Genomic DNA, 22,479 nt, shown 5'->3' with positions numbered 1-22,479 from the left:
GTACAAACCGGCGTCGAGAGCGTTCATGCCCACGGTTAGATACTAGGCATGACACCTGAAACGCTCGTGGATTTCTCTCAGTAGCGCCAAGTCATGTTGGCAGTCAGGGCTTGAATCCAGGCGTTGTCGAACTCGCCTGAGACACGATTGCCTGACAGCGTTTTTTGCTGATCGACGGACATGTCCCCCATCCACACCGTGACCCAACTGAAATTCACGTCTGTCTCTTTATTCAGTGAATAAGTAAAGCCTGCGGCGAAGCGCCAGGCGGCGCCCATTGGCACGGTGAGCGTACGATTTGCGTCGGACACGGCGGACGTGTCATAGGCAACGCCGAAGTCCCAGAGCCAGTCCTGGTTCATCTGGTATTGAGCGCCAAGCGCCAATTGATACGTGTCCTTGTAATGCGCATCGATCGAGGTAGACCGGGAACCGGTTCTGGAAGTGTCTATGTCAATGCCGATGTCACCGAATTTCGACCAGTCCTGCCAATTGACCGAGGCCAGGACAGCCCATTGCGTGTCCAGTTGCTGGTACAGACTGAGGGTCGCCGTTTGCGGTACTTTCAGGTCGATCTTGGTGTTGACGTTGTTGAGGCGGCTCACCAGCGGAGCACTGCTCTGCACATCCAGGCGATCCTCGAAGTCGAGGTCAACCTGACTGGTGTAGGCCAGGCCAATCCGGGTGCCTGGTTTTGGTGCATAAATGACGCCTGCGTTGGCGCCGTAACCCCATGTGCTGTCCCGGTATTTGTATTGGCCGTCGCCCCGTTGTGTCAGTCCGAGCGGCGCCTGATCGATGGCGGCTTCGCTCTTCAGCGTCCCGTACATGGCTTTCAGTCCGACGCCGACGGACCATTGATCGTTGAAGCGGTAGGCGACACTGGGTACCAGTGACAGTCCCGCAATGCTCGCGTTCTGCACGAAATAACGGCCGGACCAGTCGTTGTCGTAGTTTTCAGCGAGGCCGAAATCGCCATAGGAGCCGAAACCGACGGACCACCGATCATCCAGTTGATGGCTGATGAAGAAACTGCCGCCCGGTATGGGGTCGAGCGCGTTACCGCTGCCAGTGCCCGGTGTATTGGTTTCACTGTCTTTATCAAACGATAAGTCACCAAAAAGAACCTGGGCACCAGCGGAGATCTGTGTTCCGCTGAGGTAACTCAAGCCAGCGGGGTTGCTGGCGATGGTTGAAGGGCCTTGTGCCCGAGCCGCAGCACCGGCATTGGCCAGCCCGACGTTGTCGGTGGCGATTTCGTACAACATCAGGCCACCGGCAACACTGCGGCCACTGGTAAAGAGTGTCAGCGCACCAAGGACAGTAATCGACAACACACTTTTATTTAATGGCATGAAATCCCTCTCAGCAGATGACTCAATCGATATCCTTAGATCGCCCAAAGTCCAGGGCGTCGTCTTTTACTCGTGCGGCTTTCTTGAGTGTCTGCGCGGAACTCCGACCGCAGGTGCAACTAATCGCCAGCCCCATGAACAGCACAAAAAAACCGAAGATCAGCTTTGCAGCCAGCCTGTTGTCGCGTTCACTTTACGGCAATCATCAAAAAGGCATCTTGCATTTTCGGACACCGACGCGCGGTATCACGGGTGTGTGGAAACAGTTGGATCAACCCTCAATGGAGGAGAGCTCCAGTCCATCTCTCCAATGCTGGGGTGACGTATTTGTCCACGTTTTGAACGCGCGGGAGAAGGCGTTTGGATCCTGGTATTGAAGGGCCTGAGAGATTGTGGATATCGGCAAATCGGTATCTTTCAAGAGCTGCCGCGCGAAGTTGCTTCTGGAGTCGGTGATCAGTTCTTTGAGGTGAGAACCTTCCGCATCCAGCCGGCGTCGCAGCGTTCTTTCATTCAATGAGAATTGACTGGCGATGTGCCTGGAATTCGCCTGGCCTTTCAATAATAGAGCGTATGTCTGGCTCTTTATTTTTTCTGAAATCGTCAAATGTGACGTGGCGCTCGAAATAGCCAGTTTAAGCAGATGGTGTAAGCGTGGATTCGCCGTACATTGAATTTTTCGGAGTTGCTGATTGTTTATTACAAGTCCGGAAATGCTTGCATTGAACTGAATGTTACAGCGAAATTTCCTGACGTACGGGGTAATGTCTGATGGCTTGCGATATGAAAACTGCACGCGAACGGGCGTCCAGTTAGCGCCTAATAAGGTCCGCAGTATTTGGAAGCCAACCATGACGGCAGTGTCAACAAGTAACGATTGATTGGGCAGGTCGTGGCGATAAATAACATACCCCAACAAACTGTGTTGGCCCGCCAAGGGAAGAAGGAGTGGGGTTGCGCCACGATCATAGAGGCTTGCATGCCCGACAAGGTCGTTCAATGCGTCGCCTGGTGAAGTCGCCAGACGCATGAGCTGACCCACCGGCCCCAAGTTATCCAGCATAAAGCGCTCGCCGATCAGCAGGCCAATATGGGGGCACTGAGTGTGTTCGAATGCCGTATTGAACAGACGAGCAACGTCCATGTAGGCGAGGTGAATGTCTTCATTTGTAAACTGCTCCAAGCTGATACCCGCGCCTTTGAAAACGCTTCGCGAGGAGCCCCCTATTGCATCAACTACTTCCGGAAACCTACGGAATGGGCTAGTACTAATTTCTCCAGGCCCACCCGTTCTTAAAGATGATTTTTTTAAGGGCATATTAGCTCGCTATCATTCCTGAAACTGGCGCATTGGCCACGCTGGCGAACATCTGACACATGACGAGCAATAGAGCGTAGCGCCCATGAGCAGCGCCTGGCACCTCGCGGCCGTTCTGCGCCGCCAGTCCTTGGGCCGAATCATCGAATACACGAGTCGTGCGCATTAATTGAATCTGAAAATACATAATATTGAATACATTGGTTTTAGCACGGATGCGTTTTTTTTCAAATGGTCCAAGAGACTATGCTCCACCCTAATAGCCGCTTCCATACATCGACGAAGCTAGGTTAGAGGGCATTCTTCTGGTGTTTTCGCTCCGATATACTCAGGATAAACAGGTCTTGACTAGCGGCGTGCCATTGCCGCGTGAGGTGATCGAAGCTTCATTGGATCTCATCCGCTAAAAATATGCTTGTATTCACTCATGAAAATTGTTGGTTTTAATAACGGTGTGTAAATACAGTAGCCTGGTCGGGCGACGCGAACATGCACTTGGTCAAAAATAAAAAAAAGAAGTGAAGCCAACAGGGGGAATGGGCCAGGGAAGGGGCCTAATGCCAGTCAGTTAAGCCGTAACGCGATCTGTAGCAGCTGGCGAAGCCTGCGTTCGGCTGCGCAGCAGTCGTAAAATCAGGCGGCGCGGTGTTTCAGGAAGACCTTGCGCTCAGGTTTTACGACTGCTACGCAGCCGAACGCAGGCTTCGCCAGCTGCTACCAAGAGCGTGTTTCGCCTGAGATTTTCTTAACTGACTGGCATTAGGGAATGGGCCCCCTTTTTTCTGGATTAGCAAGGCGACTGTCCGCGCGCAAGGGTTGCAGCTTGCCGGCGCTTTGGGAACGCAGATGTGTCCGATGTCGTTATATCTGCGAAGACCGCTATTGGCCGATTCCGCCGGTCATGAAGCCGAAATCAAACTGAAGAACGTGCTCGGCGATGTTTGCGCAACTATGAGGACTCAACACTAAAGACGCCGACTTAAGAAGGCGGTGAAGAGCCTGTTGCGGTATAAGCAGGAAAAGACAGCATCGACTCGGCCGGAGAATGCTCGTAGGTCGAGGACAGCACGGCACTGAGTCGATCACCCAACAGGTTCCAGGCACACTTTTTTTCTTCGGCATAATCGTGATGCAGGTAGTGGCGTCTCACCCGCGAACCGGTCAGTACATGGTTTTGGCAGCGATCAATGACGTCCAGGCTAACCCCTAAGGCCTGCATCATGGTCGCGCCCGTGCGGCGCAGATCATGTGGCGTCCAGTCACCGTTCTGGCCGTCGGCAAGGACCGGGTGCTGGCAAAAGGTCCTTGTTAAAGCGCCGTTGCAACTCGGCATTGCCATCTTTGCGCGCTACGCCATCAACAGCCAAGCCTTGGTCAGATCCTGGACGCTCAGCGCTTTCACCTTCGCCGTTTTTACTTGTTCAGCCGCTCGCGGCCAGGACCCGCAGGCGTACTCATTGTTCTGGTCGCCCCACCGATAGCGATAGAAAAAGCTGACCGACAGGCCGTCCTTACGCAGGGAAATTCGACCGCTGAAGATTGCCATCCTCCCTGAGAATTCGGCCGGCATCTTCAGCGGTCAGCGACTCGAGTTCTTTGATGGTAATTTTGGCCATGAAATGGACTCCCCCTACTTTTACCCCCACAAAAACGTCGGCTGTTGATGGACGTTACTGGACTCTCGTAGAGCAGAACACCGCTGGAGCTCAAGCAAATACTAGCTTGGAAAAATCCAGAGTAAAACTTTGGAAGCTTTCAAGAAGTATGAAAAAGGAGATGGGGTGCTAGGGGGCGAGTGTTCGAATCACTCCGTCCCGACCATATTTCGTAAGGGGATCAAGCACTTAGTGGTTTGGTCCCCTTTCTCGTTTCAGGCTTGCGCAAAACCCGCGCAAAACTAGCCAGTGATTTCGCTGATATTCATGTCCGGAAGTGCCTCTGACCAGACGGTTTCTTCGTGGGCCCGTCGGGCGTAGATGGTTTATGCCGCACGTGACGGCATAAGGAAGGGGGCAGATGATTGCTGTCAGCGTCTGATTGCCGTCGGTATGAGTATTGGTCATATCCATCACGGATCGACCGGGGTGATCTCCGCCCCGAGGCAAACACCATGACGTCGTTCGAAGAGTTCAGGGCCACATCGCGTGATCTTCTTATAGACCTGGATGCAGCTACCATGACGATGATGGCGCTCATTTCCTCTAAACGTAACTCTGGGCCTGAATGGGACGTAGCGACGAAACAGCATCAAGAGGCCTATCAGCGTTGGAATGTATTTCTCAGTATTCCGACCGCTGTCGTAAAACCATCGACTGATGATTAACCCACTACCCGGACGCGGCTGTGTCTGCATTCATTGCCGATAGGTATATCCAGATTCTATAAGACTGAGATAAAAGGTTATTAGACATAGAGATATAACCTTGCTAAATATTTTTTGCATGGCCGCTTTTTGCGTGTCAATGCACCTCCATTTGGCTAAATGGAAATACGCCCAACATTGAGCTGGGCAACGATCAATGAGTCTGATTGCCGAATCAGGGATTGATAGCTGCGACTTGGCCAACTGCTCGCACCAGTGCATTGGGCTCATTGATCCCCTTTCTTTCCTGTAGGTTTTTCCTGTCAGAGTGCTATCGGTGCTGCTTCGACGATTCGCCGCAGTTACGTGAGCTTGTGGTTTTCCTTTTTGGTGCGGTCACTGACGGGGTAGTGCCACTCTTCGCTCGTCGACTCTATTGAACAGGCGGCGCGCGTCTTCCGCATCGAGCCTGCCTTCCTCCCAGCCCGACCACCCTGTAAGCATTCCAGCTGTTGACGCTCCTATGTCAACAAGATCGAGCCGCGGCGCGCCTGTGATGACCCGCTTTGTCATTGTCGAGCGCTCAACCTTCGGTGCGGCGATCGGTTTGTTTTCGGTGGGCATGGGGGTCCAATCCGGGTCATGCCCGGGCGGTGTAGGGGGGGTGGGATCAGCTACAGTTGAGCGATAAGCTGAAAGGAGAAAATCATGACTTGTTTCATTTGCAATGAGCCTGCTGTGGCAATTGATGCTGATGATGAATATCTGGAAAGAGCCTGCCCGAAGTGCGGACGCTATAGGATCACCGGTGCGGCGCTTGTGCTGATGAAAGCCCATGGCTGGCGATTTGACGTGACGCTGACCCGCAACTGGCTTGCGGAACAGAAGGGCTCGGGAATGATTCCAATCATCGATTCGCACCAGGCAGGTCGTCTGATTGACACTTAAGCGGAGACTGCTCGGGTCAGGTGATCATTGGCCCGGTTAGGTAGATGCGCTTCATGCTGCCACCGCAACTGGCTGGCGAAAGACAGGAAGGGCACCGGGCTGCGTATAACCCCGGAACTCCTTAACCAGATCGCGACGCGTACCGCCGTGGTTCCGCGCCCCCGGCGTCCTGCCGACCGCCGGGGGCAGAAAAAGGCTTGGTCGCCTGTATGCGGTCCCCCGATTTACTTCAAATCTCCACCCAGGCTCGGCGTGCCGAAGCCCTCCAACGATGCATTGGAGTGGCTGAAGTATCCAGCCCAGAATTCATTCAGCGCATCCATGGTCTTGCCTGAGCGATAGCTTTGTTTGATGTCATCGGTGATCAGGCCGGCGCCTGTGACGTAGATGCGAGCGCCGGACAGGTCGGCGAACAGGTTGTGGGCTTGGGCTTTTTTCAGCTCGTCGGTGACCACCAGGTTCTTGATCTGATTTTTGGCGTAAAAGCTGGTGTAGTCACTGTTTTCCAGCATGTCGCTGATCAGGAACACCACGTGGTCGTGGGTGTTCTCGGCGGTCTTGATGTCGTCGCCGATTTTGCGCAAAGCGTTCATGATTTCACTTCTCGGGATGTCTTGACGGGCGTCACGCAGGCTCTTCACGAACAGTTTGCCGAAACCGGTTTCGAAGTCTTGTGGCTGGCGGGCGAGGCACTGGTCCAGAGTGCGTAGCTTGCGTGCGCTGGCGTCGTCGCGGGCGTCTTCTCCGGCGTTTTTGTCGAGCTTGCCGGCGTAGATCAAACGCAGGTATTCGCCCGGCAGGAACGCCGAGAAGCTGTAAAGCTTGACGTTGTCACCGGGTTGCACAAAGCGGGTGATCTGACCCCAGGCCTGCTTCTGGATGTCTTCTGGAATGGGCACGGTTTCATCGACCACGACAATCAGTTCACGGCCTGACGAGGCAGGCTTGAGCTCGGACAACTGCGCGGTTTCGTAGCAGCTTTGCAGGTCATTACGCTCGTTGGCCAAGGCGATGCAAGGCATCGCGAGGGTCGCGAGCATCAGTGCCTTGAGGGCCTTCATGCGCTGACTCCACCGACCTTGAAAATGCCCAACTGCTTCAGCAATTGTTGTTGTTCGCGAACACTCTTGAGTGTGGCTTCGTCGTGCTTCAGGGCCTTTGCCAGGGTTGGCAATTGCTCATCGGTAACGCTCGTGAGGTCGTGGAAGGTGTTGGCATCGATGTCTGCCAATACCGCCACGGGTGCCAAGGCCACAGGTTCGGACACCGCAGCGATGGCTGCTTGCAAGGCCGGGACGGGTTGAGCACTGGGGACCACCCGTGCCGCTTCAACCGCTGGCGCAGGCGTCGAGTTGATGCGCTCTTGGCCATGTTTCAGTGCTTTCTCCGCGGTACGGCGCACCATCACATACGCATTGAAGTCGCGCTTTTGAATGGCTGAGCCTTTCATTGCATTGAGGTGCTCGGCATTGTTGGTCACACGGGTGGATAGCTTCTGCTGCAGCATGCTCAACTTGTGGTCGGCATGGCCGGATATTTTGGTGCGCTCGCGTTCCATCCAGCGAACCATTTCGTCCGCGCTGTTGAATTTGTGTGTGTAGTTGTAGGCGCGACGCGAGTGGACACCCGCGAAACCAAAGATGCTCGCGAGCCAGCAGGTGATGCACTGGATGGCGATGTAGATGACAGAAAGGATCAGGTAAGTGGTCAGCGATGCTTCTCGGATCGCCTGCATTTTGTCGTCAATGGTCTTGTTGTCGGCGGAGTTGTTGACCGCTTTGGATTCGTCCGGCAGTTCAAACGGGCTGGCTTTGGTTGAACCGGTGCTGTGTGCGCTTTCGGCGCGCAGCGAATTGACCATCTCGTCCTGAATGCTGTCGAGGGTCTTGGCGCGAACCACGAATGCGGCGACCGACATAATCATGATGATTCCAACAAAGGCACCGATCAGCAGGTACTTGGGCGTGACCTCGACCGAGGTGGCGATGCGCGACAGGATGCGGTTGTAGTCCTTGTCGTTGCTGTCACTGAAACTGTCTTCGATGTTGATCGAGTCGATTTGCTTGAGGTGGTTCGAGCGCGAATCGGACGCGTCGCCACGCCACCAGGCACGGGCCTTCTTGATCAGGCTGTTGTGATGGATAGCATGACCGGCCGCCTCGGCAAAACCGCAGGAAATGACGGCCAGCAGAATGGCCACGCCGATCGCCTGATAGCGTTTGTCACTGGCTGACGCGTCGAGGCTCAACCACCCCGACAGCACGTAACCAAAGCCGACTGCTTCGACCACCAACAGGACGGCGGCAAGGATAAACACCCAGGCCGGACGCGGTTTGCGGCCGGCTTCGCCGATTTTTTTCAGATAATCCTGGCACTGGCGAAAGAACTCCGGGCTCTTGTCGACCTGGCCGTACGCCTCGTAGTAGTCGTTGCACAGGTCGTACTCGGAGTTGGTCCAGCCATCTGGGCGAATGGTGGGTTCTTTGCTGGCCGAGCGCGATACCGTGCCAATCAGCGGCATGCCGTGCCAGATACGCATGGTGAAGTAGCCGACTTTATCCCAGTAATACTTCAGCAGGCATAGCAGGACGAAGAGGGCGGTGATGCTGATTATTGCCATCTCGTTTGCAGCCATAAAGGCTTTGAATGCAGCCATCGCGGATTCTTGCACGTTCGATTTCTCCGTTTATCTACTACTGAGTGCTGACAGGGGCATAGGCGACGGTGTAACTCTGCTCGCCGACGGGGTAGAACAGCGCGCCGCGCTCTGCGGTTGCATTGCCCTTGCTGAAAACAACGTCCATGCAGGCCACGGGCGCCTTGGGCTCGCTGATGAATACGCGGTACAGCACTTCTTTCTCGCCTTCGTAGGTGTTGGCGACAGCGTTCATTTTCGGCAGTGGCTTGCGGTTGCCTTCGCCATAACCCTTCACCACTTGAATGAAGGGTTGTTTGCCGACTTCGGCGCCCTCGCGAAGGATGGAAACCGGGGAGATGGTGACTAGATTTCCGTTGACGGTATTGGCCCAGACCCGGTTGTTGTAGCCCGGCAGGTAATCGTGGGTTTTCACGCCATCGAGCGGTTTATCAGTGGCCAGGCTCATGACTTCGCCGCTTTCCCGCGGCATGTCGTCCTGGCAACTGCCGACGGGAATTTCGCTGGCATTTGCCGTACTGATAAAGCTGAAGCCCCCGGTTTTCGGGGTGATATTCTGGCCCAGGTTCCAATGCATGCTGGCGGTTGGCACGCCACCAAAGTCCACCGCTGGTTTCGCGCCGTTACCGTTTTTGGTGCTGGTGTTTTCCACTGGGGTGACGGGTGCGGGGGTAGGTGATGCCGAATTTGTCGCCACCGCGGGGGCGGCGGGCTTGGTCACCGGCTTGGCTGTGGACGCGCCGTGGGCCAGGTATTTGGCGTTTGATTGCTCAGCCTTGGCGCGCATCACCAACATCTCCTGGGAGGTCAGCTCCGCGATTTCAACCCGGCGGTTCTCGGTCCGACCTTCGAAGGTGCTGTTGTCGGCAAGTGGCCGCGAAGCGCCTGCGCCCTGGTAGAAAATCGAAGTCGAAGGAATACCTGCGGCCATCAAGACTTTGCCAACGGTGCGCGCACGGCGTTCAGACAGCTTCTGATTAGTGACGCTGCTGCCTGTAGCATCGGTGTGGCCCACCACCAGTAAACGCCGAGTGTTCGCCGCTTTAGGATCGACATTGGCATAGGCCGCCGCCACTTTGGTGATGCTTCGCTGGCCACTGACGGTGAGTTGGTCGGAGCCAGTGTCAAACATGCCGGAGTCTTCGATTTGCGTCACGATACCGGCATCCACTGGCGCTGCACTGGGGGTGGCCGACGCGGTCTGAAGTTGTTCTGAGCGGATCTTCAGGTTTTCCTCTTTGGCGATGCGATCCAGCTCTTGCATCCGGCTTTGCCAGACCGACCCGGCGTAGCAACCTGCTGCTGTGCCCGCCGCCGCGCCAATGAGTGCGCCTTTCTTGCCATTGATGGCGTAACCCGCTGCGCCTCCGGCAACCAGTCCGGCACCACACAGGATCGCCGTGCCATAGTTTTTGCCCAGTTCATCGAGTTGGGCAGTAGAGCACCCGGCAGCCAGGAGCAATGCACTGGCAAGCGTCGTGAAACGAAATGCGTTGGTCATCTCAAGTCCATTTCAATGCTGTTGTACAAAACGCTGTTACACCGCAATGCTGATAAAAAACTCAGCAGCCTGGCAAAACGAAATGCGTTCGGGAAGTCCGTATTGGGGAGGAGGTCACGTGGAAACCGCGGTTAAAGGTCTCCAGCGTTTATCAATGGGTGAGTGCTGCAGGGAAGGGTATAAATGAACAAGTTTTGGCGAATCTTTTTAATCCGCGTGCAGCATTTGGCGGGCCAGAGGGAAGAGTGGCCGGTACAAAGAGGGTGATCTTGTTCAAGTGAAGTCCTTTTCCACGGAATGCAGGATTGAGTCCTGATTGATGGCTAAAGGACACCATCACTTTTTTGATACTAAATGCAACAAAGAGGGATGTCACGAAAAAGTTCGGACTAGAGCGGTTTGTACATAAGAACGGCGGCTGGATTTTTTCCCCTTTCTCGTTTCAGGTCTGCGCAAAACTACCCGGTAATTTCGCTGATGCTCAGGCCCGGACTCGCCTCAGACCAGGCGATTCCCTCGTGGTCCCGCTGGTGGTTTTCGATCATGCCCTCGCTCGCATTACCCGCAATTTTTTGTCCATCCTTTCCGGCTGTTTGTACAAGTTGGCGACAACGCTCGTACCTCTCTAGCTTGCCTTATTTCACCAATGAATCATTGATCGAACTCGCGGTCATAGGCCTGACCCTTTCGATCAGGATTTTCAAATGAAGCGTGCAGTATTAATGCTCTTGGCCATTTCAAGTTCTTTCCTGCTGGGAGGCTGCATGCCTATCTGGGACGACGGAGACGGGTACGGTCGAGGCCATGATCACGGTCGTGGATACGACCGAGGGTATGACGATGATCGAGGGCATGATCGCGGATATCATCGTCGTGACTATGATCAGCGATATGATCGCAATCACGGTCGCGATCGTGACGATAGAGACGACTGATCCTTTCTTGCCTGTCCCAAAACGAAAAAGCCCGGCGCTAGGCCGCAATGCCGTTCAGTTAAGCGAATGTCGCCCACTGTAGGAGCGAGCTTGCTCGCGATGGTCGTTAACGATAACGCGTGTTTATTAGCTAAACGCGGCGCTCTTAAGTCCATCGCGAGCAAGCTCGCTCCTACAATTTCCTTAACTGAACAGCATTACGGCGCTAGGCCGGGCTTTCTGTAGACGGGGCCAAATCCTTTTGGCTGACTGCAGTATGCGTGTGGGAGGTTACAAACATGTGACTGGACAGCCTGACCATCCGCTAGAGGGGGCAGCGTAGCGGCGACAAAAAAATGGCCCGTATGCGGACGGGCCTAATGGGAATTCTTCAAGGGAGCGGGGTCAGACTGCGCTCTGCCCTGTCAGTGTTTGGTGAAAAGGATGTCGCAGAGACGAAAAAGACCGGCACTTGGCCGGGCTCTAACGGGTTCAGCTACGAGCAACGACAAGCGTCTGACTCTAGACCACCGCGCCAAACAGGTGCCCCACCAATGCAGTGATCCCCATGGCCAGAGCGCCCCAGAATGTCACTCGCCAGGCACCGGTGATGACCTTGGCCCCGCCGGCCCTGGCGGCAATGGCGCCCAGTGTCCCGAGAAACACCAACGACATGCCCGATATCCAGGGCGCCACGCTGTGCTCCGGTGCGACAAACGTCACTGCCAGAGGCAACGCGGCCCCCACCACAAAACTGGCGGCCGAGGCCAGCGCGGCCTGCAAGGGTTTGGCGCTGAGGGTGTCGCTGATACCCAGTTCGTCCCGGGCGTGAGAGCCCAGCGCGTCATGGGCCATTAATTGATCGGCCACCTGGTGGGCCAGTTCGGCTGATACGCCTCGATGCATGTAGATGTTGGCGAGTTCGAGGTGTTCGGCTTTCGGGTCGCTCGCCAGTTCTGCCCGTTCGCGGGACAGGTCTGCCTGTTCGGTATCGGCCTGGGAGTGTACGGAGATGTATTCGCCGGCGGCCATGGACATGGCGCCGGCCATCAGCCCGGCCATTCCTGTGACCAGGAGGGTCGCGTGGCTGGCGTTGGCGGCGGCGACGCCGATCAGCAGGCTGGCGGTGGAGACGATCCCGTCATTGGCCCCCAGGACGGCGGCACGCAGCCAGCCAATACGATCGTTTCGGTGGGACTCGGTGTGCCTGTGCATGAATTTCATTGTTTAACGGGACTCACTGTCATTAGGCGCTTCAACGTTTCATGTTGCCTGGCAATCGGCATCAGCGCGTTTCAATCTGCGCCTGCAATTGGCCGCCGACAATGGATATTTCATTGAACTGTTCACCGTCGCGCAGCACGAACAATGCATCCATCCCACGTTCCTGTGCCAGGCGTGGGCCTTCGGTTTCGCCCAATACCATCAGTGCCGTGGCCCAGGCATCGGCGAGCATGCACGAGGCCGCGACCACAGTGACGGCTGCCAGCGGGTTGCACAGCGGGGCAGCGGTGGCCGGGTTCATGGTGTGGGCATAGGACTGCCCCCTCACATCGACCCAGTGCCGGTAGTCGCCGGACGTGGCGATGGCGGCATCTTCGAGTTCCATCACGCCCATGACTTCACGTGCACCCCTACAGGGTTTTTCAATGGCCACGACCCAGGGTTGAGCATCCGGTTTGACGCCACGGGCGCGCATCTCGCCGTCGATGCCGACCAGGTAGCGGGTGATGCCAAAACCGTCCAGGCATCGGGCCAGCTCGTCGACGCCAAAACCCTTGGCGATACCATTCAGATTGAGGTTCAGCGGCGCGCGTTTGCGCACTTGATCGTGTTGCGGGTCCACCATCAACGCCGCGCTGGCGGACAATCGGTCTCGCGGCGGCAGGGTGCCGAGTGCCTGTTCGGTGATCGTCTGTTCGCCGGGGCCGAAACCCCAGGCGTCCACCAGGTCGCCGATGGCGATGTCGAAGGCGCCGCTGGATTGCTGACTGACCCGTAATGCGGCGGACAACACCGTGGTCAATTCCTTGGGCACTGACAGCCATTCCTGCTCCGGGGCGGCATTGAGGCGGTTGAGGTCAGAGTCGGGTTTCCATGTCGACATTTGCTGGTCCACCCGACCCACTGCGCGTGCCAGGCTGTGGCTGATTTCGTCGGTATCGATCCCGGCCCCGGCATAGAACAGGGCGGTGTAACGGGTGCCCATGGTCTCGCCATTCAAGCTGTAGCGTTGCAGGTCAGTAGACATCTTCACGGTAGCGTCCTTGTGTCTTGAGCATCAGCACACTCAGGTTGAGAGGGGCGAGTACTTCATCCAGGGCCTGCATCACGCCTTTGGCCATTTCCCGGCTGCCACACACCAGCACCTGAGCGCCTTTTTCAATCAAGCGACGCAAGGCCAGGGCATCGTGGATCAGCCGGTCCTGGACGTAGCTGCGATCCTGAACCTGGGAGAACGCGGCGCGCAACGCGGTGAGGCGCCGGTCCGCCAGGTAACGGTTGAGCTCCGGTTCATAGAGAAAATCAGAGGCCGGATGGCGCCCGCCCCAATACAGGTGCATCGGGTGCCGGGCCTTGTTGTTGCGGATAAACCCGGCCAGAGGGCCAATGCCGGTACCGGCGCCGATCAGGATCACCGGGTGTGTGCCCGACGCCGGACGAAATTGCGGGTTGGGCTGGATAAAGGCTTCGATCGGCGCGCCGATGTCCAGGCCATGCAGGAATTGTGAGCACACACCACCGTCGTGTTTACGTACACAGATCTCCAACACGCCGTCCTCCGAACGGCTGGCCAGCGAGTAGAAACGTGGGACCGTACTGCCCGGGGGCAGAATCCCGAGCAGGTCTCCGGCCTCAAATCCCGGCAGCGCGCCCGGCGCTTCGAAGCGCAGGACGCGGGTTGGCGCATTGACCTGTTCACCGTAGACGATGCATTCGGTCAACGCCACTTGATGAGTCTGTGGTCGCTGCGGAGTATGGGCCAGCATCAATTCTTGCCCCAGCACGTCGCCCAATGCATGGCCCCAGCGCGCAAATTCCTGAGAGGACTGTCGGTTGATGGTTTCCAGCCCCAGTAACGCTGTGCCACCGGCCTGCGACAGAGTGTCCTGCACCTGATGGGCGAACTGACAGAACTGCGGGAACTGCCGGTCACCGAAGCCCAGTACGGCGAACGACTGGCCGGGTTTCAGGCCTTCTTTTGTCACTCGTGCCAGGAACTGCGAAGCCGAAGCCGGTGCATCGCCGTCACCGTGAGTCGCGGTCAGGATGAGCACGCGCTCGGCGTTGCGGTAATCGCCCGACCACTCATTCATTGAAGCGCTGTGCACCTGATGGCCGGCCTGGTGCAAGGCGTCATGCAAGGTTCTCGCAAAGCCCCAAGTGCTGTTGTTTTCACTGCCCACCAGAATCACGCTGTTGGCAGATCGGGCGGGGCTGTTGTGGCGGATGTTCGGGCCGGCCTTGCGGCGGCGCCACCACAGCAGGATGCCGGTCACGCTCATCAATGGCACGCACAGGGCGCAGAGCCCGAGCGGCAGACCCAGCCACCAGAGGCCTTCACCGGTGTGCAACTGGTAGATACATTCGTAGAGGTTGCGCATCGAGTCATGGGGCTGAAAGGACAGCAAGGCGCCGCTGACCGGGTCCACGTAGCCGTCGCCTTGGGCCGTGCGCAGGGAAAACACGTCTTGCGGGTTGCCTGGGCTTGGGTAAACCAGCTCGCGCAGGTTATTGAGGTCGGTGGCCTGCAAGGCGTGCAGGTTTGCCACCGGGGAGGCCGGACCGGCGCTGACATGAGTAGGGAAGGCCGGTTCACTCTGGCTACCGTCGGCGATAAAACCGAAGGTGGTGGCGGACATATAGAGTCCGGTCAATGCCGACAGCAACAGCCCGAGCAATGCCAGTCGCCCGACTTGCGCATGCCAGCGCTGGCTGAAGGTGCCGCGCAGTGGCCGCAGCAGGTTGCGCCAGCCGCCCAGGCGCCGGGCCAGCAACAGCGCGCCGGACACCGACAGCAACAGCATAAACAGTGCGCCAACGCCCGACACGCCGTGGCCCGGTGTGCCAAGGAACAGCGAGCGGTGCAGGTCTTTCATCCAGCGCGAGAACGCGGACGGCTCGTAAGGCGCGAGGCCCTGGCCGGTCTGAGGGTCGACCTTTTCGGCACCGGCCTGACCGTTCTGGTTGTAGTAGACGATGACCGTCCCGGATGCTGTGCGCTGGATCTGCTCCACGCCCGGGAATTGATTGGCAACGCGCCCGGCCAACTGGCCGACGTTGAGTTGTCCGGCCGCGATGGGGGTGCTGTGCAAGCGTTCCAGAGCCGGACCAGTGGACAAAACCGCGCCGCTGATGGACAAGAGCATGACCAACAGGGCAGCGATCAGGCCGGGCAGTGAATGGAACTGACGAAGCATGTTCAGCCTCCAGAAAATGGCGGGTGCTACAGATCGTAAGTAAAGGATTCGACGTAAGAACTGCCGGTGGCCGGCTTGCCTGCGCCTTTGGACGTCAGGGGGACATTCACATCGGCGCGAGCGTCACGTTTGTCCTCGACGGCGCTGTCGATGCGGATCTGATACCCGGCATCGATCAGCGTGTCTGCCAGCTCGACACTGACTTTGAGTGTGCGTCCGCTACCGACACTGGCACCGCTGACCCCGTCAAACTCGCTCGGATTCATCCCGCTGCCGCGGGCCCAGTCGGCCAGGTGTTTGTAGTACTTGGCCTTCTTGCCAGCCACCCAGAGGGTTTTCTGGTATTGGCCGGAGGCGTCGGTGACGTAGATCGCCAGGTAGGCATCGTTGCCGCTGTAGTCCTTGAGCTGGGTGGTCAAGGTCACTTCACGGGCCTGGGCCAGCCCCGGCAGGGCAATGGCGCCGACGAGGCAGCTTGCTGCGATGATCTTTTTCATGTGGGGTGTCCTTTTGATCGTTAGGTCGAGAGCCTGGACCTGCTTGCTGACAGCAACCTGAAACGCAGGAAAAAACATCAACGTTGGCCGGTGTCATTCGGTGAGCGGGCTGCCGAGGTAGTCCCTGGCATCGCCATCGCCATCGCCATCGCCATCGTCCCGGAAACGGATCTGCAGTGTGTGCAGATGCAGCGATGCCGGCGAGTAACTGGCTTCGATGGCATTGCCTTTACGGTCCAATCCCTTGAGCTCGTAGCAGCCGTCATCGACCTTGATGCGTTGCACGCTCCAGCCGTATTGCTGCTCCACCCGCTGACGCAAGGTTTCGCGCGGTTGCCAGTCGCTGACCGGCTCGCTGCAGTGGTTTTCGGCCAAGGCATAACCGCTGAGTAACAGGCTCAACAGCGTGGTACTGGCAATAAAACCTGATTTCATGATCTGTCTCCTGCCGGGGCGGCATCTGTGGCATACCCTAAGGTGCATTCCTGACAACCAGCTGAATCTTCAGATTCATGTCAGGTAAGACGATTAAGGTGCTGCACGACAACCATCACAGGAGGTACCCGATGCGGGTTTTATTGGTCGAGGATGCGCCAGGTTTGGGGGAGGCGGTGCGCGAGCAGATCGCCGAGGACGGCCATGCCGTGGATTGGGTGCAGCGCCTGGATCATGCGCGCAACAGCGTACGCACCACGCCTTACGACCTGATCCTGCTTGACCTGATGCTGCCGGACGGTCGCGGGCTGGATTTTTTGCGTCAGCTGCGTGCCGCCGCAGATGTAACCCCGGTGATCATCCTGACCGCTCAGGATCAGATCTCCGATCGCATCGCCGGCCTCAATGCCGGGGCTGACGACTACCTGGTCAAACCGTTCGACCTGTTCGAGCTCTCGGCCCGTGTGGCGGCGGTGGCCCGGCGCTACAGTGGCAACCCCAACCCGCAAATCAGACTTGGCGAATTGCAGGTCGACATGAACGCTCGCACGGTGCAGCGTGCCGGCACCACCGTGGACCTGACGGCCCGCGAGTGGGCACTGTTCGAAGCATTTGTTCAGCGCCCCAGCGCGCTACTGTCGAAGTCGCAGCTTGAAGAGCGGTTATACGCCTTCGGCGCCGAAATCGAGAGCAACACCATCGAGGTCTACATCAGTCGCCTGCGTAAAAAACTGGGGCGTGACCTGATTGAAACCGTGCGCGGCATGGGCTACCGGTTGATGTCCGTATGAAGCTGTCTTTCAGCCTGCAACAACGTCTGGGCGTGGGGTTAACCCTGGGCATGACCTTACTGTGGCTGGGCGCGACCGTCGGTGCCTGGCTGGTGGTGCAACATGAGTTGAACGAGGCGTTCGACAGCGCGCTGGAAGAGACTGCGCAACGCATCCTGCCTCTGGCCGTGCTGGAAATCAGCAACCGGGAAGAACCCCGTGAGGCACAACACGTCGCTACCCTGAAAGTGCACAAGGAATACCTGACGTACCTGGTGCGCGATGCCAAGGGCAAGATCCTGATGCAGTCCCACGACGCCAACCCGAATATCTTCAATCAACAACCGACTGAAGGTTTTTCCACCTCCGAAAAATACCGTCTATATGGCGCCAGTGCGTTGCGTGAGACGCTGTTCATCGAGATCGCCGAGCCGCTTGCCCATCGCCGTGAGGCGGCGCGGGAAGCCTTGTTTGCTTTGTTGTTGCCGTTGTTGGCGCTGATTCCCATCAGCCTGGTGGGAACCTGGCTGTTCGTACGTATCAGCCTGCGCAGCGTTTTGGCTTATCGTCGTGCTGTTGAGGCGCGTGGTGTGGGTGATCTGTCGCCGATCAAGGTGACGCGCCTGCCGGCAGAAATCGATCCGTTGGCCGAGGCGGTCAACCACCTGCTGGAGCGCTTGCGCAAGGCCCTTGAGGCGGAGCGCAGCTTTACCGCCAACTGCGCACATGAACTGCGCACCCCACTGGCCGCGACCCTGGCGCAAATCCAGCGGTTGCACCACGAGGCGCCCGAAGGCCCGTTGCGAGTGCGTGCGGTGAAGATCGAAAACGCATTGCGCGAGCTGGCACGGCTTTCGGAAAAGCTCATGCAGCTGGCCAAGGCCGAGGGCGGCGGGCTGCTGTCCGAAACGCCTCAGGACCTGATTCCGTTGCTGGCCCATGGGGTCAATGAGTGGAACCAACGCAGCGGGCAGCGCATTGAGTTGCAGCTGCCACGCCAGGCCAGCGTGTACTCGACCATTGACCCGGACGCCTTCGGCATCTTGTTGCGGAACCTGATTGAGAATGCGTTGAAGTACGGCACAACGGATCAACCGATCGAAGTCAGCCTCACCGAACAGGCACAGCTGCGGGTCGTCAATGGCGGCCCGGCGGTGCCGGAGTCGGTATTGCAGCACCTGACCGAGCGCTTTGTGCGAGGTCACAGTGAAGTCAGCGGTTCAGGATTGGGGTTGGCGATTGCCAAAACCATTGTGCAGGGGGTCAACGCGAGAATGAAATTGGTTTCCCCTGCGACAGGTCGGCGGGAGGGATTTGAAGTGTGCGTCTGGTTACCGCTAGCGTCGGTTATCGAAGGCTGAGGGCTGCCTGGTAGACGCTCGCGTTATCGACGTGAATCGGCTTGCCCTTACTTTCGATTAGCCCCCTGTGGTTTCAAGAATCCGATTACAGCAGGCCGGAGTTCGAGTCACTCCGTTGGATCACTGATACTTGATCACAATACCTTTGAGTTTGCGGCCCTGAATGGTTTCGATGTCGCGATTCCATAGCGGCCCGCTGACATAAGCGGCCACCGGTTGGATATGGTCGTAGACCACCACCACGGCATCGCCGCCGAGTTTGGCTGACTCTTCCCGCAGTTTTTCTTCCACCTTGGTGATGGGCGGGGCGGGGTCGACGCTGGCGTCGATCAGCACTTCACCCAAGCGCACATGGGGGCGGGTGGGCTCGGTGCGTAGCACAACCACCTCGCTTGCCAGCGTCGGCGCGGGATGCTCGACGCCAACATAGGCGGTGGTCTGCGCATCGACAGTCGCGCAACCACTGAGTGCGAGCAAGGCGGCAGTGAGCCCCCCCGCCAGCACTGACAGTTTGAAACGGGTGGACCAAGACACGTCATGGGCAGGCATGGTGCGCTTCCTCCTGAACATCCGCTGCTCTACGGACTGGTTTGATGACGTTAGCAGACGGTCCGGGAGTTGCCAGAAAGCCCAACCTGTCGGGGTTGGGCTTTTTAATGCGTGGAAATAGTCAGTTTCACTGATCTTTCTCGCAATTGACCATCCACGACACACCAAACCGATCGACCAGCATGCCGAAGCGCGCGGCCCAAAAGGTCGCTTCCAGGGGCATTTTCACGCTGCCGTCCTCCGACAATGCCGCGAAGACTCGTTCAGCCTCGGCAATGCTGTCGACATTCAGCGAAATCGAACAGCCGCTCATCTCGTCCGTGGGACGGTCGGGTGTGGTGTCCGAGCCCATGATCGCCTGGTCGCCCACCAGCAGGCGGGTGTGGATGATCAGGTTGTGGAGGTCCGCCGGAACGTGCTCGCGAGCAGGGCTTTCGCCGAAGGTCATCATGACTTCGATCTGGCCTGGCAGGCTTTGGGCGTAGAACGTGAAGGCGGTTTTGCAGTCGCCGTTGAAGATGAGGTAGGGATTGATTTTCATGGTTGCGCTCCCGGTCATTGAGGGTACACACCGGTTTGACGTCGGGTTCGTCAGTGAATTCCGATGAGTGTTGACCCGGGTAGCAAAGCGCTAAATCGCGGTAGGTGTCGGCGTATTTTTAGATGATTTTCCTATAGGGTGGGCAAGGCTTATTGCTTCCAGCGCGCGCCGCGGCGCCAGCAAGCGCTCGATGGCGCCACTCACCAGATTTTCCAGCAGTTCATCGTGCTCGTGTTCATCCAGCGAATGTTGCGCCAACCAACCGGGAGCGCTGTTGAGCAGGGAGGCAATGGCGTGGCCAGTGGCCAACAAACGCTGCTCACTGACGCGGGGGCGCACGCCCAGTATCTGTAGCACCTTGCGTTCGTACTGCTCGCGCAACTGCTGGACCCGTTCCTGTTGCTCTTCATTCAGGCAGCCGCTGTCACGTTCCACCAGACGGAAATGCCAGGGCATTTCCTGATGCAAATTCAAATGCGCGCGGATCAGGCTGTTGAGTCTGTCGCGTTTCGCCGGAGCTTTTTGTTCGATGCGTCCGAGGGTTGCCAGCAGCTCTTCGTAGAACTCCTCGATCAGGTCGAGCAGCAAGTGCTGCTTGCTGGGGTAATGGTGATACAGCGAGCCCGGGGAGAGCCCCAGGCACGTCGCGAGCTCACGCATGCCGACCTGCCCGAAGCCCTTGCTGGCGAACAATTCCAGCACTTTGTCCCGGTATTCGGCGAAACGTGAGCAACGCTCAGGCATAGGCATGGAAGCCGCGCCCCGTTTTGCGTCCCAGGTAACCGGCGGCGACCATTTCCTTGAGCAGTGGCGCGGGGCGGTATTTGCTGTCGTTGAAGCCGTCATGGAAGGCTTCCATAATCGACAGCAAGGTGTCCAGACCGATCAGGTCTGCCAGGGCCAACGGGCCGATAGGCTGGTTGCAGCCCAGGCGCATGCCGGCGTCGATGTCTTCGGCGCTGGCCAGGCCTTCCTGAAACACAAGGATCGCTTCGTTGATCATCGGCACCAGAATCCTGTTCACCACAAAACCCGGGCGGTTGCCGGCGGTGATGGCGGTTTTGCCGAGTGTGGTTGCCATCTCCCGCGCCAGCGCGTGGGTGGCATCGCTGGTTTGCAGGCCGCGAATCACTTCGATCAGTCCCATCACCGGTACCGGGTTGAAGAAGTGCAGGCCGATGAAACGCTCAGGCTGGCTGACACTGGCAGCAAGCCGGGTGATCGACAGCGATGACGTGTTGGAGGCGATCACGCACTCAGCGCTGACCTGCGCGGCGATCTGTTGCAGCACCCGCAGTTTCAAGTCGAGGTTTTCGGTGGCGGCTTCGATCACCAGTTGCACGCTCTGCAGGCTGCTGTAGTCCGTGCTGGTGCGAATCTTGTCCAGGGCCGCGAGCTTTTGCTCTTGCGTCAGTGTTTCCTTGGCGACCTGCCGATCGAGGTTTTTGCTGACGGTCGCGACCGCTTTTTGCAAGGCGCTCTCGGAGATGTCGAGCAGGGTCACGTTGAAGCCGGCCAGGGCGCACACTTGCGCAATGCCATTACCCATGGTGCCCGCGCCGATCACGCCAATGTTTTGCAGCTTCATGTTCCCGTCCTTCCGGTCAAACCCTGCGATACCTTGGCCGCCGCAACGGTCGAAGGCGTACTATTGGCCGTGAGTCTAGAGCCGGCCGGAAGGTTGTCCTATGCCGAAACTGTTCAACGGCACTGGTGTTTTTTGCCAGTTCAGGTGATGAGGAGAGCAACGTTCACATGCGGGAAAAGGACTCGGTGGCCGCCTACTTCGTGCAGGCAATGATCCATGGGCAGGGGGGAAATCCTCAGCGTCTGCGGGCTGCGCTTGAGCAGGCAGGCATCGACCCGGCGTTGATCGCGCAGCCCACCGCGCGCATACCGGCCAGCGCATTTGCCGCGCTGTGGTTGATTCAGATCCGCGAACTGAACGACGAGTTTTTCGGGCTCGACTCCCATGGCATGCTGCCCGGCAGTTTCGCCCTGATCTGCCGGGCGTTGATTCAGGAGCCTGATCTGCACAAAGCCATGCGCCAATGCCTGGCCAACTTTGCCCTGTTCCTGCGGGATTTTCGCGGCACGCTGGCCGTGCGCGGCAAACGAGCGGTCATCAGCCTGGAAACCCACGCGCAGAACAGCGACGCCAGTCGGTTTGGCGAAGAGACGTTTCTGGTGTTGATGATCAGTTTGCTGTGCTGGCTGGGCGGGCGGCGAATCCCCATCGACCGTGCGCATTTTCGCCATGAGCGCGTGTCTCTCAGCGATGACCGTTTGCTCTGGGGACCCAACCTGACCTTTGGCGCCGAGCGCACCGAAATCGAATTCGCCAGTCATTACCTGCGCCTGCCGGTGGTTCAGGACCTGGCATCGCTGAAAGTGTTTTTGCGCACCGCCCCGCAGTGGCTGGTGATCCGCTTCCGCAACCAGCATGGCCTGGCCTCGCAAGTCCATCAGCGCCTGCGTCGCAGCCACTACAGCGAATGGCCGACCCTGCAGGCCTTCGCCCTGGAACAACATCTGAGCCCCAGCACCTTTCGCCGAAAACTGGAACGTGAGGGGTGTTCGTATCAGGAGATCAAGGACGAAGTACGGCGGGGCGTTGCATTCGAGCAACTGCGCGAGAGTCGGGCGAGCATCAGCGACATTGCCGAGCAGCTGGGTTTTCAGGAGCCCAGTGCATTTCATCGGGCGTTCAAGAAGTGGACGGGGGAGAGCCCGGGGCGGTATCGGGCGCGGTTTCAGGAGTAAACAGCGTGGGATTCTAGTCGAGTGTTTGTCCGATTATTCTCTGTCGCTTGCACGAAAAATCCCTGCGTTTAACCCTGAAATCTCTTGTGACGACAGCAACGCATCAGCGGATGACATAAGGCGTTGTGATGAGGTATTTGTTTGTTCC

19 protein-coding genes and 1 pseudogene are annotated in these 22,479 nt (G+C 57.9%); 5 read left to right on the top strand and 15 right to left on the bottom strand.

Annotation, left to right across the window (positions count from 1 at the left end):
- Positions 1–77 precede the first annotated feature (77 nt).
- The 3 genes and pseudogenes from ACM6IR_RS00720 to ACM6IR_RS00710 all read right to left on the bottom strand — a co-directional run bounded on the left by ACM6IR_RS00720 (position 78) and on the right by ACM6IR_RS00710 (position 4,289).
- Positions 78–1,355: an OmpP1/FadL family transporter gene (locus tag ACM6IR_RS00720; protein ID WP_414905916.1), complete on the bottom strand. Its 1,278-nt coding sequence runs from the start codon at positions 1,353–1,355 to the stop codon at positions 78–80.
- A 271-nt stretch (positions 1,356–1,626) separates the two neighbouring features.
- Complete coding sequence (locus ACM6IR_RS00715; RefSeq protein ID WP_414905915.1) at positions 1,627–2,673, bottom strand: AraC family transcriptional regulator; 1,047 nt, start codon at positions 2,671–2,673, stop codon at positions 1,627–1,629.
- Positions 2,674–3,652: 979 nt separating this feature from the next.
- A pseudogene (locus ACM6IR_RS00710) lies at positions 3,653–4,289 on the bottom strand (hypothetical protein).
- A gap of 1,394 nt (positions 4,290–5,683) precedes the next feature.
- Here ACM6IR_RS00710 and ACM6IR_RS00705 point away from each other — a divergent pair.
- Entirely contained in the window at positions 5,684–5,923 is a 240-nt protein-coding gene (locus ACM6IR_RS00705; RefSeq protein ID WP_414905914.1) for a hypothetical protein, read from the top strand.
- A gap of 224 nt (positions 5,924–6,147) precedes the next feature.
- Here ACM6IR_RS00705 and ACM6IR_RS00700 read toward each other — a convergent pair whose 3' ends face one another.
- The 3 genes from ACM6IR_RS00700 to ACM6IR_RS00690 are packed head-to-tail and all read right to left on the bottom strand — an operon-like array spanning position 6,148 to position 10,080.
- Positions 6,148–6,984, bottom strand: coding sequence for a hypothetical protein (locus ACM6IR_RS00700; RefSeq protein ID WP_414905913.1), 837 nt, complete (start codon positions 6,982–6,984; stop codon positions 6,148–6,150).
- A complete protein-coding gene (locus tag ACM6IR_RS00695) occupies positions 6,981–8,579 on the bottom strand; it encodes a hypothetical protein (RefSeq protein ID WP_414905912.1) in 1,599 nt (532 codons plus the stop codon). The genes ACM6IR_RS00700 and ACM6IR_RS00695 overlap by 4 nt, the downstream gene beginning before the upstream one ends.
- Positions 8,580–8,616: 37 nt before the next feature.
- Entirely contained in the window at positions 8,617–10,080 is a 1,464-nt protein-coding gene (locus tag ACM6IR_RS00690; protein WP_414905911.1) for an OmpA family protein, read from the bottom strand.
- Positions 10,081–10,884: 804 nt separating this feature from the next.
- On the opposite strand from ACM6IR_RS00690, the gene ACM6IR_RS00685 reads away from it, so the two are divergent.
- Positions 10,885–11,097 carry a hypothetical protein gene (locus tag ACM6IR_RS00685; protein ID WP_414905910.1) on the top strand — a complete coding sequence of 71 codons (213 nt, stop codon included), beginning with the start codon at positions 10,885–10,887 and terminating at the stop codon, positions 11,095–11,097.
- Between the two features lie 419 nt (positions 11,098–11,516).
- Here the strand turns inward: ACM6IR_RS00685 and ACM6IR_RS00680 are convergent, their stop codons facing one another.
- The 5 genes from ACM6IR_RS00680 to ACM6IR_RS00660 all read right to left on the bottom strand — a co-directional run bounded on the left by ACM6IR_RS00680 (position 11,517) and on the right by ACM6IR_RS00660 (position 16,347).
- Positions 11,517–12,218 carry a VIT family protein gene (locus ACM6IR_RS00680; protein WP_414905909.1) on the bottom strand — a complete coding sequence of 234 codons (702 nt, stop codon included), beginning with the start codon at positions 12,216–12,218 and terminating at the stop codon, positions 11,517–11,519.
- Between the two features lie 61 nt (positions 12,219–12,279).
- Positions 12,280–13,245 carry an FAD:protein FMN transferase gene (locus ACM6IR_RS00675; protein ID WP_414905918.1) on the bottom strand — a complete coding sequence of 322 codons (966 nt, stop codon included), beginning with the start codon at positions 13,243–13,245 and terminating at the stop codon, positions 12,280–12,282.
- On the bottom strand, positions 13,235–15,415 hold the full coding sequence (locus tag ACM6IR_RS00670) for a PepSY domain-containing protein (protein ID WP_414905908.1): 2,181 nt from the start codon (positions 15,413–15,415) through the stop codon (positions 13,235–13,237). The genes ACM6IR_RS00675 and ACM6IR_RS00670 overlap by 11 nt, the downstream gene beginning before the upstream one ends.
- 26 nt (positions 15,416–15,441) lie before the next feature.
- Positions 15,442–15,912: a DUF2271 domain-containing protein gene (locus ACM6IR_RS00665; protein ID WP_414905907.1), complete on the bottom strand. Its 471-nt coding sequence runs from the start codon at positions 15,910–15,912 to the stop codon at positions 15,442–15,444.
- A gap of 93 nt (positions 15,913–16,005) precedes the next feature.
- Positions 16,006–16,347, bottom strand: a complete 342-nt coding sequence (locus ACM6IR_RS00660; RefSeq protein WP_414905906.1) for a PepSY domain-containing protein — start codon at positions 16,345–16,347, stop codon at positions 16,006–16,008.
- Positions 16,348–16,478: 131 nt separating this feature from the next.
- Between ACM6IR_RS00660 and ACM6IR_RS00655 the strand changes: the two genes are divergently transcribed.
- On the top strand, positions 16,479–17,138 hold the full coding sequence (locus tag ACM6IR_RS00655; protein ID WP_414905905.1) for a response regulator transcription factor: 660 nt from the start codon (positions 16,479–16,481) through the stop codon (positions 17,136–17,138).
- Positions 17,135–18,478 carry an ATP-binding protein gene (locus ACM6IR_RS00650; RefSeq protein ID WP_414905904.1) on the top strand — a complete coding sequence of 448 codons (1,344 nt, stop codon included), beginning with the start codon at positions 17,135–17,137 and terminating at the stop codon, positions 18,476–18,478. The genes ACM6IR_RS00655 and ACM6IR_RS00650 overlap by 4 nt, the downstream gene beginning before the upstream one ends.
- A 120-nt stretch (positions 18,479–18,598) precedes the next feature.
- Here the strand turns inward: ACM6IR_RS00650 and ACM6IR_RS00645 are convergent, their stop codons facing one another.
- From ACM6IR_RS00645 to ACM6IR_RS00630, 4 genes are all read right to left on the bottom strand, one after another.
- Positions 18,599–19,027: a hypothetical protein gene (locus tag ACM6IR_RS00645; RefSeq protein WP_414905903.1), complete on the bottom strand. Its 429-nt coding sequence runs from the start codon at positions 19,025–19,027 to the stop codon at positions 18,599–18,601.
- Positions 19,028–19,154: 127 nt separating this feature from the next.
- Positions 19,155–19,568 carry a VOC family protein gene (locus tag ACM6IR_RS00640; RefSeq protein WP_414905902.1) on the bottom strand — a complete coding sequence of 138 codons (414 nt, stop codon included), beginning with the start codon at positions 19,566–19,568 and terminating at the stop codon, positions 19,155–19,157.
- A 90-nt stretch (positions 19,569–19,658) separates the two neighbouring features.
- Positions 19,659–20,318 carry a TetR/AcrR family transcriptional regulator gene (locus ACM6IR_RS00635; protein WP_414905901.1) on the bottom strand — a complete coding sequence of 220 codons (660 nt, stop codon included), beginning with the start codon at positions 20,316–20,318 and terminating at the stop codon, positions 19,659–19,661.
- The gene (locus ACM6IR_RS00630) at positions 20,305–21,156 is read right to left on the bottom strand and encodes a 3-hydroxybutyryl-CoA dehydrogenase (protein WP_414905900.1); all 852 of its coding nucleotides are present in this window, start codon (positions 21,154–21,156) and stop codon (positions 20,305–20,307) included. Before ACM6IR_RS00630 ends, ACM6IR_RS00635 begins: the two co-directional genes overlap by 14 nt.
- Before the next feature lie 167 nt (positions 21,157–21,323).
- Between ACM6IR_RS00630 and ACM6IR_RS00625 the strand changes: the two genes are divergently transcribed.
- Complete coding sequence (locus ACM6IR_RS00625) at positions 21,324–22,331, top strand: AraC family transcriptional regulator (protein WP_414905899.1); 1,008 nt, start codon at positions 21,324–21,326, stop codon at positions 22,329–22,331.
- Positions 22,332–22,479 lie beyond the last annotated feature (148 nt).

The sequence above is a fragment of the Pseudomonas sp. IT-P253 genome (assembly GCF_949768125.1).
Classification (GTDB): domain Bacteria; phylum Pseudomonadota; class Gammaproteobacteria; order Pseudomonadales; family Pseudomonadaceae; genus Aquipseudomonas.
This window is presented reverse-complemented; position numbering and strand designations above follow the sequence as displayed.

Bases quoted from the DNA above. Each gene is read 5' to 3' on its own strand.
- ACM6IR_RS00700 (WP_414905913.1), bottom strand. From the start codon at position 6,984: ATGAAGGCCCTCAAGGCACTGATGCTCGCGACCCTCGCGATGCCTTGC.
- ACM6IR_RS00680 (WP_414905909.1), bottom strand. From the start codon at position 12,218: ATGAAATTCATGCACAGGCACACCGAGTCCCACCGAAACGATCGTATT.
- ACM6IR_RS00690 (WP_414905911.1), bottom strand. From the start codon at position 10,080: ATGACCAACGCATTTCGTTTCACGACGCTTGCCAGTGCATTGCTCCTG.
- ACM6IR_RS00655 (WP_414905905.1), top strand. From the start codon at position 16,479: ATGCGGGTTTTATTGGTCGAGGATGCGCCAGGTTTGGGGGAGGCGGTG.
- ACM6IR_RS00650 (WP_414905904.1), top strand. From the start codon at position 17,135: ATGAAGCTGTCTTTCAGCCTGCAACAACGTCTGGGCGTGGGGTTAACC.
- ACM6IR_RS00695 (WP_414905912.1), bottom strand. From the start codon at position 8,579: ATGGCTGCATTCAAAGCCTTTATGGCTGCAAACGAGATGGCAATAATC.
- ACM6IR_RS00660 (WP_414905906.1), bottom strand. From the start codon at position 16,347: ATGAAATCAGGTTTTATTGCCAGTACCACGCTGTTGAGCCTGTTACTC.
- ACM6IR_RS00720 (WP_414905916.1), bottom strand. From the start codon at position 1,355: ATGCCATTAAATAAAAGTGTGTTGTCGATTACTGTCCTTGGTGCGCTG.
- ACM6IR_RS00635 (WP_414905901.1), bottom strand. From the start codon at position 20,318: ATGCCTATGCCTGAGCGTTGCTCACGTTTCGCCGAATACCGGGACAAA.
- ACM6IR_RS00675 (WP_414905918.1), bottom strand. From the start codon at position 13,245: ATGTCTACTGACCTGCAACGCTACAGCTTGAATGGCGAGACCATGGGC.
- ACM6IR_RS00645 (WP_414905903.1), bottom strand. From the start codon at position 19,027: ATGCCTGCCCATGACGTGTCTTGGTCCACCCGTTTCAAACTGTCAGTG.
- ACM6IR_RS00625 (WP_414905899.1), top strand. From the start codon at position 21,324: ATGCGGGAAAAGGACTCGGTGGCCGCCTACTTCGTGCAGGCAATGATC.
- ACM6IR_RS00670 (WP_414905908.1), bottom strand. From the start codon at position 15,415: ATGCTTCGTCAGTTCCATTCACTGCCCGGCCTGATCGCTGCCCTGTTG.
- ACM6IR_RS00705 (WP_414905914.1), top strand. From the start codon at position 5,684: ATGACTTGTTTCATTTGCAATGAGCCTGCTGTGGCAATTGATGCTGAT.
- ACM6IR_RS00685 (WP_414905910.1), top strand. From the start codon at position 10,885: ATGATCACGGTCGTGGATACGACCGAGGGTATGACGATGATCGAGGGC.
- ACM6IR_RS00640 (WP_414905902.1), bottom strand. From the start codon at position 19,568: ATGAAAATCAATCCCTACCTCATCTTCAACGGCGACTGCAAAACCGCC.
- ACM6IR_RS00665 (WP_414905907.1), bottom strand. From the start codon at position 15,912: ATGAAAAAGATCATCGCAGCAAGCTGCCTCGTCGGCGCCATTGCCCTG.
- ACM6IR_RS00630 (WP_414905900.1), bottom strand. From the start codon at position 21,156: ATGAAGCTGCAAAACATTGGCGTGATCGGCGCGGGCACCATGGGTAAT.
- ACM6IR_RS00715 (WP_414905915.1), bottom strand. From the start codon at position 2,673: ATGCCCTTAAAAAAATCATCTTTAAGAACGGGTGGGCCTGGAGAAATT.